The organism is Bythopirellula superficialaquae (assembly GCF_059632245.1).
In genome coordinates this window covers 1,833,074-1,847,434 of the sequence record NZ_CP197426.1, presented here as the reverse complement: position 1 = coordinate 1,847,434, position 14,361 = coordinate 1,833,074, and the positions used below count along the sequence as shown (strand labels likewise).

The following is a 14,361-nucleotide window of genomic DNA, read 5'->3' as shown; positions in this document are numbered from 1 at the left end:
GCTGGCGCGAGCCCTTGATGACCCCACTGATCGAACTGGAAGAGATCACCAAGAACTACGGTTCTTATCGGGCGCTCGACCGGGTGTCGCTCCAGATCGAGCCTGGCATCACAAGCCTGTTGGGGCCCAACGGTGCGGGCAAAAGCACGCTCATTAAAGTCTTGCTGGGCTTGTTGCGGGCCACGAGCGGCCGCGGCCGGTTGTTGGAATACCAACTCGGCCGTCACAACCGCCAGATTCGCGAACGCGTGGGCTACATGCCCGAGGACGATTGCTACCTCGCCGGTCTTTCGGGCGTGGAATCGGTCCAGCTCGCCGCGCAGCTTTCGCGTTTCCCAGGTTTGGAAGCCCTCCGTCGTGCTCACGAAATTCTCGATTTCTGCGGCATGGGCCAAGAACGCTATCGGACGGTGGAGACCTATTCGACCGGCATGCGGCAAAAGCTGCGATTTGCGCAAGCGTTGGTGCATGATCCGCCACTGTTGATTCTCGACGAACCTACGTCAGGCCTTGATCCCGCCGAACGGGAAACCATGCTGAGCCGCATAAAGATATTGGCTCGCAATCACGGCAAGGCGGTCTTGTTATGCACGCACATCTTGCCCGACGTGCAAGCTGTAAGCGACGCCGTAATTATTCTGGCGAAATCACGGGTGCGCGTGGCTGATCGCCTGGATCGTTTGAGCCAGCCAACTGCGCCTTCTCTCAAGATTCATGTGATCGATAACGCCGAAGAATTTGCAAAGAAATTGGAACGCGCCGGACTCAAAGCACGTTTCGACGCCCTCGGTGCGATCACCGTCGATGGCCAGCACGCGGAACTTGCGGTTAAAATTTGGCAGGTCGCCAATCAAGCCAATATAGGTATTCGGTCATTGGAACCGTCGCGGAACTCGCTGGAAGAAATTTTCCTCTCTGCCGTTCGGGAGCAACCAGATGCCAATTCATGATCTGGGTTACCGCGAGTGGCACGAGCGGCTGGCGTCCCCCTGGACGCGCTGGGTGGTCATTACTAAAGCCGGTGTGCGCCGTGCGTGGCAAAGCGCGTGGCTCAAGCGGATGATGTTCTTCGCTTGGCTACCGGCAATTTGGTTCGGAGTATTTTTCTTTCTCTGGGAACATTCACTCACAGTGAAAGAAATGCGAGATAACCTCAGATTTATTCTTCCTCGCGAGGCAGCAACATTGGAAGGGCTGTCCGCAACTCTCGATATCGAAGATGAAGCCGTCGCGCGCCATTCGGTATGGTCCTGGCTTCTCTATTTGTTCCTCCGCTATTCTCAGGGAGGGCTGATGGTGTTGATGGTGGGAATCATCGCCCCACCTTTGATCTCGCAAGACGTCCGTTCACGCGCGTTTCTCCTGTATTTCTCGCGTCCGTTGGCACGGTGGCAGTATGCGCTCGGCAAGCTGGCCACGGTCTGGTTTTATTTGATCATGATCTCCGCGGCACCGGCTTTGGTGCTGTACATACTCGGTGTGTTGCTTTCACCGAGTGCGAACGTCGTGTACGACACGTGGGATTTACCGCTGCGAATCATCGCTGCGTCGGCTGTGTTGATGATTCCCACGGCTTCGCTCGCTTTGTGCATGTCGTCGATGACTCAGGAGAGCCGCTACGCGGGGTTCGGCTGGTTCGCCGTCTGGATTCTTGGCGCTTTCACTTACGTTGTGATGACCGGCATCGAAATGGAGCGTATGAATTCCGACGCGCCAGAAGTGCTGGAAAAATGGTCCACGGTGTCGCTTTATCATTCGCTGGGACAAGTGCAGCGGTGGGTCTTCGACTTTGCCACGTTTGACCAGGTGAAGCACGCCGCCGCGATCCTCGCCACGATAACCGTTATTTCCACCGTGATTCTTTTCCGCAGGATTTCCGCACCACTGCGTGCTTAGATTGAGCCATGATTGAACTTTCCCACGTCACGAAACTCTACGGCACGGTGATCGGCGTCAACGATATGACGCTGTCACTACCGGCGGGAGCGTATGGACTGCTGGGACCCAACGGCTCGGGGAAGAGCACGCTTCTGAATTTGCTCACCGGTCAGCTTCGCCCCACGATTGGTCGTGTGCGAGTGTTCGGAGAATCGCCAAGCAACAATGCGGAGCTATTTCGTCGCTTAGGATATTGTCCTGGTAGCGAAGGGCTGTATGCGAACGTCTCGGGCTACGAATGGGTCCGCTATCTGAGTCAACTGCAAGGGATGAGCGCATCGGCTGCCACCAAAGCGGCGCAAGAATCTCTGGTCATCGTCGGCATGAAGGACGCCATGCATCGGGCCATTTCCAGCTATTCCCGCGGGATGCGGCAACGCGTGAAGTTGGCCCAAGCGATCGTCCACAATCCCGATTTTTTAATTCTCGATGAACCGTTCAATGGCCTCGACCCCATTGGCCGACACGAAATGGGGGCGTTACTCAAACAATGGATTTCTCAGGGAAAAAGCTTGCTGCTCGCCAGCCATTTGCTCTACGAAGTGGAATCGATCACCGACAGCTTCTTGTTGATCAGCGGCGGACGGTTGTTGGCATCTGGAACTGCTTCAGAAGTCCACGCGCTGTTGGTCGATGTTCCCAATGAAATCACGATTCGCACGAGCGACCCGCGCCGTTTGGCGAGCCTGCTTTTGGAACACGAGATCACTGATTCCCTGCGAATCGATCAGAATCAATTGATTGTCTCCACGCGGCATCCCATGAAACTTTACGATCAACTCCCCAGTTGGCTTGCTGAAAAAGGGATTAGCGTCGAGGAAATGCACTCCGCCGACGAGTCGCTACAAGCCTTGTTCAATTCGCTGTTAAAGATTCATCGCGGAGAATTGGCATGAACCTTAGCAGCATAGCCGCCGTGTTTTTCTTCGAATGGCGACGTGCCTTCACGCTGGCTCGCATGGCTTGGTGGTTGGTGCTGGCCCTCTTTCCCGTGTTGATCGTCAGCATGATCCGCTTCACTCTTCGTGGAGAATCCGCGCCAAGAGAACTCTGGATGGCCACGCTCTTCACTCTTGTGCCGATGCTCGTGAGCATGTTGGCCACATTCCTCTGGGCAACGCCGGTGGTGTCCGCAGAGCTTGAACGCAAAAGCTGGGTCTACTTAGCGGTCAGACCACAGGGGAAGACCAATGTGCTCATCGGCAAATATTTGGTTTCGCTCACATGGGCCTTAAGTGCGGCACTGGTGGGACTCTGTGCCGCCACCGCGGTCATGCCCTACGACAACGGCGCGGAAATCGCCTGGGTCATCGCGCGGATCACGCTGCTCTCGTGCCCCGCTTATGCGGCACTCTACTTGTTGCTGGGTACGCTGTTTCCCAAACGATCGATGGTCATCGCGGTGGCCTTTACGCTCATTTTTGAATTGATTATTAGCTTCGTCCCCGCGCTGATTAATACCTTCACCGTGCAATATCGTATTCGGACATTGCTCGTTCTGTGGAGCGATATTAGTATTGGCCCTGACATGAACGTGCTGTTCGCCTTTATCGGCGATCCGCCCGCCTGGGAACACGCGGTCGTACTTGTCGCCTACACACTCATTCTGCTGGCCATCGCCGTGGGGGTTGTACGTGGCCGAGAATTTTCCGCCACCGATGAGAGCGATGGGGGCTAATTCTCAGCCTGCCAACTCTCTTAAAACCCCAAGCCCGCGCTCGAGCGTGTCCCAGCTCGCCGCGTAAGAAATGCGGAAATGGGTATCGTGTTGGCTGAAAATATTGCCGGGGATGATCAGCAATTCCTTTTCAATCGCGCGGGCGACGAATTCCGAGCCAGTGCCAAGACCTGCCGGCACTTTGGGAAAAACATAAAATGCTCCGCCCGTAGGAGCCACTTCGTAATCCGCCTCGCGCAGGCCGTTCACGATAAAATCACGCCGCTTGCGATATTCATCCACTTGCGCGGTCATATCGGTATCAAGCGCCGCGATGCCGCCCCATTGCAGGGGATGCGGCGCACAAACAAACGTGTATTGCTGCATCATGGTAAGCTTGTCGATGATCGCCACGGGACCGTGAATCCAGCCCATGCGCCAACCCGTCACGGCGTATGTTTTGCTAAAGCCGTCGACAACCAGCGTTTGATCGTTCCACTCGGCGGGACTGGCCGGCACTCCGTCGTAGCTGAATGTACGATAGATTTCGTCGCTCAGGATCGCAATACTTCGCTCGACTGCTAGCTCCGCCAAGGCTTTGACGCTCTCGCGACTCGCGACCACTCCCGTGGGATTGGCCGGGCTGTTGAGCAAAATCAGCTTCGTTCGCGATGTGATCGCCGCTTTGACTTTCTCGACGTCGATAGAAAAATCAGGGGCCGTGTCGATCATCACGCACTTGCCACCCACCATCTTCACCAGCGCAGGATACATCACGAAGTACGGATCCATGAAAATCACTTCATCGCCAGGGTTCAGTAGGGCGAGCATCGTCATCACTAGTGATCCGCTTGTTCCTGAAGTAACCAGCACCCGGCGGTCGGCATGGCCATATTCGGCATCGACGCGGCGTTGCAACTCTTCGCGGAGCTGTGGAATCCCTTGCGTCACGCTGTAGCCGTTTTTGTCGTGGCGAATCGCTTCGATAGCCGCTTCTTTGATCGCGTCGGGCACGGGAAAATCCGGCTGCCCAATCGACAAATTGATCGGGTTCTTCATTTTCGCCGCGAGGTCAAACACCTTGCGAATGCCGGAGCTATCGAATTCACGGGTACGTTCTGCTAACCAGGGATGAGACATAAGAAGGAGGCTAGGGGCTGGAGGCTGGGGGTTAGAAATTCAAATCACACTATAACCCATTCGCTTGCGGTTTCGCGAGGCACCTAGGCCAACGGTTCAGCTTGCGGTTGATTGGCTCCCGCGGCCCGCCACTGCACCAGAGCCACCATCGAAAGAACACCCAGAATCGCGCCGACTTGCAAGGTGGTGAGCCGTTCGCTGTCGTACTGGCCCCAGGCCAACGCAACGATGGGAATCACGTAGGTCACCATTCCCGCAAACAAGGGCCCTTGGTCTTTCACCATTCGCAGGAACATCAACGTTGCTAGTCCTGTACTGAGCACGGCCAGCAGGAGCATGGAAATCATGGCTAGCCCCCAATCACGGGGCTCATGCGGTCCCGCCAAGCCGGTACGTTCTAACAAACCAGGGAACAACTGGAGAGGCAACAGTAAGAGCCCAGCGATCCCTAAGAACAAAACTGTCATCACGACGGAATCGAGATGCGACAGTTTCCATTTGATGTACGTGTTGCCCGTTGCGTAAGCCATCGGCACGGTCACGGCGAGTGCTAAGACTCCCGGCGCGATTCCCCGCTGCGAACCATCGAGCACAACGCCCGACAAACAGATCAATCCGCCAAGCACGCCGATCACTTGCCGCGTGGTGGGCCAAATGCCCAGCATCGGAATCGATACAATGATCGTCACCAACGGCAACAACGAAACCATCATGCCGAAGTAGCCATGTTCATCAGCCTGTGACATCACAAAGGGCAGCACCGTGAACGGCCACGCGTTGGCCACCGCGGCCACAAACAGGATGTGTTTCCAATCCCCTTTAGCGAGATGGCTCGGCGGTCGCGTCCAAGCCCAATACAAGGCAAGCGTCAACGAACCACCCAAGAGCCTGCCCGTCGAAATCGCGAGTGGACCTAGGGCGTTGGCAGCCCGATCCATGAGGATGAAACTTGAACCCCAAATCAGGCAGTTGAATAAGAAATAGAAGTACGGCATGGGGAGAGTCTAACGGACAACTCAAACAACGACTATCCAGCTCTGCCGAATGCATCAACAGTAGTCGGTTGTAATCCGCAACTTTTGCTCCCCAGCCATACTTATGATCAAGGACTTGGCGTTGCCGCAGAAGTCTCCTCTGGCTTGGCCACGCGGACCAGTAACCATTGCTGTGTTGTGCCATCAGCAAAATGTGCCAAGGCGGGGGCCTCGTTCATGGTTAGGTTGGCCAGCCCCGTCTCCATAATCGGCGTGTTTTTCCCGGAGATGGTCCAAGCCGCACGTTGGCTTTCTTTATCGACCATGCCTTCTAGCGACTCCGTTTGACCGGTGGTCTTATTTTGATAGGTCCCTGCGATGATTCCTTCTTTGCTGACCGCCAATTGCAAAAACATGTTGGGCACGGCCTGACTTTTCTCGTCAGTAGCGGCAAACACTCCTAACGACAGCCATTCCGTGTCGGCCGGTGGTTCCTCGGGCGCGCTCTCGGCTAGAGCCTCTGCTTCCGCGCAATACTCGGGCGAGGAATACGTCGCCTCGTCGGCGTACATAGTTCCGGTATCCGACGAGTATCCGCTGGTCCCACCACTACCATAGTCGTAGTAATAGCCAGTCCCCCAATTCCATGGCATAAATGCTGATACAGTCGCATAAGTCGCCCATGACCAAAAGACCGGATTCTGCCGGAAGTTAACGTACGCATTAGGATGATCACGCCAGAAGTCTTCAAAGAGATGATTATCATCGAATCGATCGCTCAGTTCATCGCGAATACTATCCGCGCGATCGCCCCGCTGTTGTTGCCGGTCGGTACGTCGGTCGCCACGGCCCTCGGCAAGATTGGACCGATAGTCACCTCGATTCTCAACACGTGCCGCTTGGCGATCGCCACGGTCACCAGCGCGGTCTTGCTGACGAGCCCCTGCAGCGCGATCGCCGAGCTGAGTCGCTCGATCTCCTACGCCGGCCGCCACGTCGCGAGTTCCAATCTGGCCAGCCGCACCAGCAGTTCGTCCCCCGCCTTGGAAGAAATCGGCCACGGCAGCGTTACCACCGGTGGGCAACGTTCCTGCCGAGGGCCGGCCTGCACTCGGCCGTGCCCCTTGTGAAGGGATATCGAGAAAACTGTTCAATTGCCCCGCGCTGGGTCGCCCACTACCGGCGATGCCACCAGAACCTGGCCGGCCAGCACCGCCCGTGCCGGGTCGAGCACTAGGACGCGCACCGGCACCGCCACTTGGTCGATTACCGATTGCACCTGTGCTCGGTCGAGCGCCGCTAGTGGGTCGCGAAGGGCTAGGCCGCGACTGGCTGGGCATCGACGGTCGACTCATGGAAGGGGCACGACTCATCGACGAGCCATGACTCATACCTCCGCCACCACCCATCGATCGACCTCCGCCGCCACCTCCTCGGCCCCCACCACCGCCTCCGCCCCGCCCACCGCGGGCAAATACGTCAACTGGGCATAACAAAACGGCGACAAGAAGTACGGCTGTGAATTTACGTAACTTGAACATCTGACGAATTCCTTATTTCGATTTGCTGTGACGGCAGGTTATTGAACCATGACCGGAGATTCTGTTTCCGAGTCGAGCACAGGCTCCGATGCCTTGTGGCGAGTGATCTTCACTTCGGGCAAATTCGGCAAGATCTCACCGTCGACGTCACGGCCAGTGATCTGCCAAGACACCGTGTCGTCATCCAGCAACTTCGTGATATTGATCGACGACGATTTGCGTCCATCAGGGAGTACGGCGGCCGTCTCAACCAGCCAACTTTCGTCTTTATTAACCCAAGTTCCTTCAGCAAATCCGCCATCCGAGTCAAACGTCCACGAACGAATTTTTCCTTCGGATGGGTCCCAACCGATGATCTGAACCCCCGAGAGCCTCGGCTCGTTCGGCAAATCAATCGTGAAAGTGCGCGTTAGAAAATTCTGATTCTTAGCCCACTCGCAAGAGGTTTCCACTCGCGCTTCTTCATCCTCATCGACCCAAGTCCCAATCAACCACTCCAAAGGCTTGAGCTGCTCATAATGGGAGTTGACCGTTGTTACCCCCATTTCCGTCACCCGATCCAGTAGCCACTTATCCCCTTGCTTGACGTGAACGGCTGAATATTCCGTGGTCTCGGGGCTTGATTGAGCACCGACGACCTCCGCAATGCCCCGTTCAACGGCCACGCTCGGTGAAACAAAATCAATCGATGTCACGTTGACCGAAAGTTTCGCACCCTTCAGCTCCTTTAAGACCGCTGCAAACTCCTCTTCAATGGCTTTGCGGCCACTGACTTCCAAACCTGACAGCGGATTTTGGTAGACGCCATGGTCGGACCAGTGGGCAGCCAAAGCCGGTGCATCCTGCGCATTGAATGCGGCAACGTAAGACGTAACAGCTTCACGGATCGCGGCCTCATCATCAGCTTGATCCGCGCGAAGCGGTGGCAAAATCAGACAGGCCCCACACCAGGCCCACACAAAGACAGAAGTTTTCATGGTACGTCCTCCCTCGACGTGTAGTGGCTTAGGAATTTCGCTTGGCGATTGATCAATCCGCGGCAAAAGCCAGCTTTGGTATTGATCGCATGCCAGCCCGAAAAGATTCTAACTGTTCACTGCCCTTAACTTATTCTTCGCGCGAACAAGTGGCAACAGAGTGTAACGCAATCATAGAGATTTCGCCCGCGAACAATGGGTCGGAATACGCACACAATCAAACAGAAGCAATTTAGGGCCATTAAGACAACGCCAGCTGTCCTAAATAGAATTTGCGTAACATTGCGACGGACCGTGAATGGTCTAACAGAATCAGTCGGGAACCTAAGGCCGGCATGAATAGGAAGAACAGCAAGATCGAAGAGGCTCATCGTCTCGACTCGCATGGCGGTCGTGGACGACTGACTTTACCTTTGCGAAACTTCGCACGTTGTTTCTTACCGCACTTTCACCTTGAACTGCAGAATAAATCCTGTGTTCTTGGCCACGGGGTCTTTGATCTCCCAGCGGAGAATTTCGGAACCACCGTCGTTTGGCTCGGTCGAGAAATCGGCCGCGACGCTCGCCTTGGCGCTGTCGGGCACATATTCGAGCCGTGTCGTGAGATTGTCGACAACCGTGACGTTCCCCATCTCGCGGTTGCCGATGTTATCCACTCGTAGAGTGAACTCGATGATTTCGCCCGGCTTGGCGGAACCGCAGGAAGCAAGCTTCACGATCCGCAAGACCGGCTTATTGGGTTCTTCCAAGTGATAAATCACGCCCGGCGTGCGGTCGCTGACCGCGGCCACGGCATTGCGGCTATCAATCGTAATCTGCGGAGCTTGATCTCCCGTCCAAGTGACGGCGGCTAAGCTCGCACGAGCGATTTTGACTTTTTCATCACCCGTGAGAGTTCCTGCCTTCACGAGCTGCAAGTTTGCATAGGGCGCGAGCGTACCGACATCGGAGAGCAAGCGGACTTCACGATCGAGTTCCCCCGGTTGTTGACGTTCCTTGAGCAAGCTCGCTGGATCGCGGCCACGGTTGACGTTTGGCTCAACCTTGGCAAGTGAGGTCATGATCTTTTCGTTTTCGTCGATTTTCGCCAAGGCCGTGATCTGGCCATAGCCATTCGCAGCATCGTAGCGGGCATATTCGTGTAAATCGATCACGCGGCGGACCACGCCGAACCGCGGGGCATAAATGCAGACTTGATTGCTCGGTGTAATGATCGTGCGACCATCGACCGTGTCGTAATGAGCAACGGTGTCTTCTTCTTCCAAGCCAGTGACTTCCCAATCGGCTTTCACTCCGGCGGGTGTGCCGTGATCGCCACCATCGCAAAGGTATTCATCACGTGGGCCAACGATCGGGCAATTCTCGCAACCGCACCCACAGGCCGCACAACCGGGTGTGTTGCAACCTCCGGTTCCAATGCCAGCGGCATACTGTGCTTGCTGAATTGCCGATGGCGGCACATGCCTATCGTTGCTGTAAACGGCTGGCATCACCTCCCGGCGTGGCATCGCCGCTTGGGGAAACTCTGCCGGAGGATAAGGAAGTTGTTGTGCGGATTGTTGTCCTTGAGGACCAAACTGCATTCCCGGTGGCATTCCGTGCATTTGCTGTGATTGTTGTTCCGGAACCGCTCGGCAGGAACAAAGGATCAGCGTCGCCACCGCGATCACGCCGTAGCGAAACCACGTGGGGGGACGCGAATAATCTTCGTATTGAGCTTGGTATTGTGGATAAGCAGATTGCACGACGGACTGCCTCGATGTTTTATTGGTCGGTGCCGTAGGCTGGCATGTCTTCCGGATTGATAAGAATCTCGTTCGGAATCGCCGGCTGAACGGCGTGATCGACATAGCCTTTGTTAGGATGATCGGCCGGTGGTTGTTGCAACACTATGGGGTCGACCGCGCCATAAGAAAATGTTGCTTCATCCCCTTCGGGGGTCCGACCACCCAATCGCAGAATGGCCATCGGACGACCCAGTGTATCGGCCATCACCAACGGATCATCACCCGGCCGTGCTTCGACCCAGGGTTGTTGCTTTTCGTCGCGAGCAATCGCGGGGGCCAAATCCGGGTCTTCCAGATAAATCACCCGTGTAATAAAACGCCCCTCGGCCGCGAGCAGCAACTCGGATTGAGTCAGCTCAATGGGAACCGGAAAGCGCATGGCTTGTCCCGGCGGGGGATACAAACGGTCGATGAGTTCGACCGTGGGGAAAATTTCGAGGCCCGGATGTTCGGGAATTTCGGTCACGCGAAAACGATAGACCGGCCCAATCGTAAGACCTACGAGAAGTCGGTCAGACTGACCTTCGAGAAAAGTGGTTCCCGCCGCCGGGGCGATTCGGGCTCCCTGAGGAGCACGAATCTCCACCGGCTGACAGGCACCCAACAACGGCGCACCTCTCAGCAGTCGCTGGCGGCCAATCGCTCCCGGAGGCATGGCACCTGCGTGGTGCCAATGCGCTGATTTTTCCGCAGCCAGCGCTTCCGCGCCGCATGCTAGACCAATCAGAACTGCTAACAGCAGTGAGCCAGCGACCTGCATGCGATTTGCATCACATGGCTGAGTAGTGCGAACCGTTGTCATAAAACTCCATTCACCAATTGCTTTTTGCTATTGGCAATCTTCGACGTATTCGGCACCTTCGATGCACTCGCCTTCATAGCAAGATCCATCGTGGCAACCGGCAGCCGCGGCAGCCGCTTTCTTCACTGCGGTGGGCACCAACGGTGGCACCGTGCCGTGGAAGAGACGCAAGCCAGCACGATTCGTTTCGGAAATATTCACGTGGTTCACAGGGCGTGGGTAGTTCATACCTGGCCGCTGCTTGACCGTGATCGTTTGTTTGTGAACTGGAGGCGGCATCATCACGCGAGTGTGATTCTTCATCACGTGCTTGGTGAGGCCTGCTTCGTGGCCCAAAGGAATGTGAGGAGGACCGGGTAGCCCAATCGGAGTGCCGGTGATCGGCATACCCCATTGAGGAGTGGTCATTCCCGACACCATGTGCGGAGGCAACGCTTGAGGAGCAAAACCCGCCGTGGGCATCCCCATCGGAGGTTGCATACCACCACCGTAACCACCACCGTAGCCACCACCGTAGCCACCACCTTGACCGGGATAGCAATTAGGATCAGCAGGAACGCCTTCGGCATAACCACCTTCGGCTGGGTAAGCACCCTCTTCACCCTCGGCATATTGAGCGTGTTCCACTCCGCCAGGGCCCATGGCCATGCCGCCACCACCGAGTTGCAAGTCGAGGTTACCAACTCGCAAGATCGCGAGAATCGCACCGCGACGATCGGCTTCGGCAATCGGATCGACACCAGGATCAAGCCGCGTGCTGACCAAAGTTTCGACGCCCGAAAGCGCGAGTTCTTGGAACTCGGGGTCTGGTAAGTAGATGACTTTGGTCACAAAATTACCGCTGAGGACTTGGTCCAAGTCTTCGTCGGTGAATTGCACAGGAATCGGAGCGTGAGCCAAGTAGGCATCGGTCCGTGGAGTCACCGGAGCGACTTCCAACGTGGGATACAGCTCGACTCCGGCACGGCTCGGCAGATTGGTAAGTTTCAAGCGATAGATCGCACCCTGCGGAAAGTTCTGTCGACCAGGCATCACCAACGGGGTGGAATCAAAAATTTGTTGCCCGCTGATGTCCCAGGAGATTTCTCCCCCTTCGACACCCAGAAAGGCAATTTGAGAAGTTGGCCCAGGACCCATCCCCATCGGAGGGCAACCAGGAGCGTAACCACCTCCCATTCCGCCACCCATGGCCATGGCGGGAGCAATCCCACCACCACCCATGCCGGCGGAAGGCATCAAAACGCCCGGGCCAGGGCCACCCACACCGGGGCCTGGTTCCATCAGCCGCTGGGCAGGCGGCAAGTTGTAGGCCAAGTGATGCTGCGCAGAGCACTTCGCTCCGGCCACCATGGCCAACAACGCTATCGCAACTGTGAACAATCGTTTTTTCATCGCGTTTCCCCCCTCAAGTCGCACGAACATGCGTTTGGCATACGAGGTTGTGGAGTAGCCCTTGCCGTGCGGCGGGGGTCTCCGTGTTCGTTCAATTCATAGCCGAAGGTGCTAGCACCCTGCACCAGGATGCTGTTACCGTTTGCCGTGGACCCAAATGGCAGGATCTCACTAGAATCCCGCACCTTGAATCGCTGGCATCTCAGCCATGGGGAAGTGACCCCGACGAGTCGAGGTAGTCTTCCGGTGAGTAATGGTCGACATGGTACGACCGGAATCTTTGGCAAATCCACCAAAACCGACAAAGGAAAACCATTTTGCGTGGCTTAACACGACGCAGCTTCGCGCTAGCACGAATGAATGCCCGGGGATTGCCATCCTGGGGCGTCCGTGGATGCTTATTGCTGGCTTTGGTTTTCCTACCAGTGCAAGGCACTGCTTATGCGCAAACCACCGTCAACGGCGATGCTTTCGTCGCTGAAGTGCTGGCCGCGATGGAACGTCGCTCCAACGTCACCGCCAAACTGCGGCATCAATCCCGGCTCGGCAACGACACGTTGCTCGGCTCCGGTCATTACTGGCAGCTCGGTGCGGGACCTCAGCGGGTGACTCGCTGGGAAATGCAAACACAAGTCGCCGGCAAGAATGCTAGCTATCTGCAAGTCTTCGACGGACGCTATTTGTGGTCAGATCGACATGTACCCAGTGGGCGCGAAATCCACCGTCTCGACGTGGGAAATCTCAAAGCCCGTTTACGAAGCAATCCCAAAACCGCGCACGATACGAGCGAATGGGAAGAACTTTTGCGTGGCGCCGAATTTCGCGGTGGACTCTCCCAGATGCTGGCCGACTTATTGCGCCGTTATCGCTTCGCTCCACCACGCGCCACTCAGCTCAATGGCTTTGCCGTCGAGGCCCTCATCGGCCAATGGCGACCTGAACAATTCGCCGAGCTTTGCACGGTCATCGACGAAGAACATCCGTGGCCGGAGCAACTGCCTCATCACGTACTGCTGCTAGTGGGTGAAAGCAATCTATTTCCCTACGTGATCGAATTTCGCCGCGCAACCGATGCGCCCCTGGCCGACAACCTCACGGGCCTCAAGCCGACGCACGATCCGCTCACTCGCTACGAGATTTTCGAAGTTCAGTTCGCCGCCGCGGTCGACAACACGATCTTCCAATTTAAACCGGGCGACGTTGATTGGAGTGACGAGACTTCGCTGGTGTTCGATCAGGTGATCAAACAAAAAGGCGAAGCAGAGACCGCCGTCGCCGATCGCCGAAAATAAACGCTGATTTCCCACGAAATCTCTGCTATTTCCCGCAATTTGCGCAGGCGGCCCTCGATCTTTCGTCTTTTCTCGTGCGTAGTAGCTGTCCAGACGCGTTTTTTGTTGAACTCCACGCTGAGCGTTTGTTATGGTGGAACTTGCTCGCAGGCAGGGATCCACGGGCTCCCGCTCGTATTTCACCCGGAGAGAAAACGTGATGCATCGCTTTTTACCGTTGGCCATCGCTTGGTTGTTGGTGGGCTCATACTCCGTACTCATGGCGGAAGATACTGCTCAAACAAGCTCCAACAAGTCTGAAGCGACAGCGCCATCTCCAAAGGCTGAGCCGAAGAAGAAGAGTTCACGGCATGCAAAGCTGGTCTCTTCCGAAGAGAACATTCTCAAAAAGCGCATTCCCAAGCATTCTGAAAAACACGTCATCGGCGCGACCGCTCGGATTGTTGAATCTCAGAGCGAGTTGGCATTTGAAGCTCGTATCGACACGGGTGCCGCTTCCTGCTCGATCCACTGCGAAGGCTGGGAAATCGATGACGAAGCCGAGTCCATGGAAAGCAACATCGGCAAGCCCATCCGCGTGCTGATCTGTAATTACCAAGATGAACCCACGTGGGTCGAAAGTGAAATCGATCACTGTGTCACGATCAAGACTTCCGAAAAGCATGAGGTCCGCTACAAAGTTCCACTCACGTTTCGCTGGAAGGACGTGGAGAAGGAAGTCGTGGTGACGCTAAATAACCGCGCGGATATGGACTATCCGTTACTGCTGGGTCGTAATTTCTTGTCAGGCGATTTTGTCGTCGACATCGATCACGCTCCAAACGATGGCGAAGTCATAGCCGAAAGCGAATAAACTCTTTA

At 56.1% G+C, this 14,361-nt stretch carries 13 protein-coding genes; 6 read left to right on the top strand and 7 right to left on the bottom strand.

The annotated features are described in order from the left end of the window. The first annotated feature begins 17 nt into the window (after positions 1–17). Genes SH678x_RS07595 through SH678x_RS07580 form a run of 4 tightly spaced genes read left to right on the top strand, consistent with a single transcriptional unit; the run spans position 18 to position 3,616 of the window. Entirely contained in the window at positions 18–950 is a 933-nt protein-coding gene (locus tag SH678x_RS07595) for an ABC transporter ATP-binding protein (RefSeq protein WP_496922290.1), read from the top strand. After that, positions 937–1,896, top strand: a complete 960-nt coding sequence (locus SH678x_RS07590; protein ID WP_496922289.1) for an ABC transporter permease — start codon at positions 937–939, stop codon at positions 1,894–1,896. Before SH678x_RS07595 ends, SH678x_RS07590 begins: the two co-directional genes overlap by 14 nt. 8 nt (positions 1,897–1,904) lie before the next feature. Continuing rightward, entirely contained in the window at positions 1,905–2,834 is a 930-nt protein-coding gene (locus SH678x_RS07585) for an ABC transporter ATP-binding protein (RefSeq protein ID WP_496922288.1), read from the top strand. Next, entirely contained in the window at positions 2,831–3,616 is a 786-nt protein-coding gene (locus tag SH678x_RS07580; RefSeq protein ID WP_496922287.1) for a hypothetical protein, read from the top strand. Before SH678x_RS07585 ends, SH678x_RS07580 begins: the two co-directional genes overlap by 4 nt. Positions 3,617–3,619: 3 nt before the next feature. Here the strand turns inward: SH678x_RS07580 and SH678x_RS07575 are convergent, their stop codons facing one another. The 7 genes from SH678x_RS07575 to SH678x_RS07545 form a co-directional block, all read right to left on the bottom strand. Further along, a complete protein-coding gene (locus SH678x_RS07575) occupies positions 3,620–4,735 on the bottom strand; it encodes a pyridoxal phosphate-dependent aminotransferase (RefSeq protein WP_496922286.1) in 1,116 nt (371 codons plus the stop codon). An 83-nt stretch (positions 4,736–4,818) separates the two neighbouring features. After that, the gene (locus SH678x_RS07570; RefSeq protein ID WP_496922285.1) at positions 4,819–5,730 is read right to left on the bottom strand and encodes a DMT family transporter; all 912 of its coding nucleotides are present in this window, start codon (positions 5,728–5,730) and stop codon (positions 4,819–4,821) included. Positions 5,731–5,837: 107 nt separating this feature from the next. Further along, positions 5,838–7,250, bottom strand: a complete 1,413-nt coding sequence (locus SH678x_RS07565; RefSeq protein ID WP_496922284.1) for a hypothetical protein — start codon at positions 7,248–7,250, stop codon at positions 5,838–5,840. Positions 7,251–7,288: 38 nt separating this feature from the next. Next, positions 7,289–8,227: a YybH family protein gene (locus tag SH678x_RS07560; protein WP_496922283.1), complete on the bottom strand. Its 939-nt coding sequence runs from the start codon at positions 8,225–8,227 to the stop codon at positions 7,289–7,291. A 437-nt stretch (positions 8,228–8,664) separates the two neighbouring features. Beyond that, positions 8,665–9,972, bottom strand: a complete 1,308-nt coding sequence (locus tag SH678x_RS07555) for a hypothetical protein (protein ID WP_496922282.1) — start codon at positions 9,970–9,972, stop codon at positions 8,665–8,667. A 19-nt stretch (positions 9,973–9,991) separates the two neighbouring features. Further along, the gene (locus SH678x_RS07550) at positions 9,992–10,816 is read right to left on the bottom strand and encodes a hypothetical protein (RefSeq protein WP_496922281.1); all 825 of its coding nucleotides are present in this window, start codon (positions 10,814–10,816) and stop codon (positions 9,992–9,994) included. Between the two features lie 27 nt (positions 10,817–10,843). Further along, positions 10,844–12,208, bottom strand: a complete 1,365-nt coding sequence (locus SH678x_RS07545; RefSeq protein ID WP_496922280.1) for a hypothetical protein — start codon at positions 12,206–12,208, stop codon at positions 10,844–10,846. A gap of 317 nt (positions 12,209–12,525) precedes the next feature. Between SH678x_RS07545 and SH678x_RS07540 the strand changes: the two genes are divergently transcribed. After that, positions 12,526–13,500 carry a hypothetical protein gene (locus tag SH678x_RS07540; RefSeq protein ID WP_496922279.1) on the top strand — a complete coding sequence of 325 codons (975 nt, stop codon included), beginning with the start codon at positions 12,526–12,528 and terminating at the stop codon, positions 13,498–13,500. Positions 13,501–13,699: 199 nt separating this feature from the next. After that, positions 13,700–14,353, top strand: coding sequence for a putative ATP-dependent zinc protease (locus SH678x_RS07535; protein ID WP_496922278.1), 654 nt, complete (start codon positions 13,700–13,702; stop codon positions 14,351–14,353). Positions 14,354–14,361 lie beyond the last annotated feature (8 nt).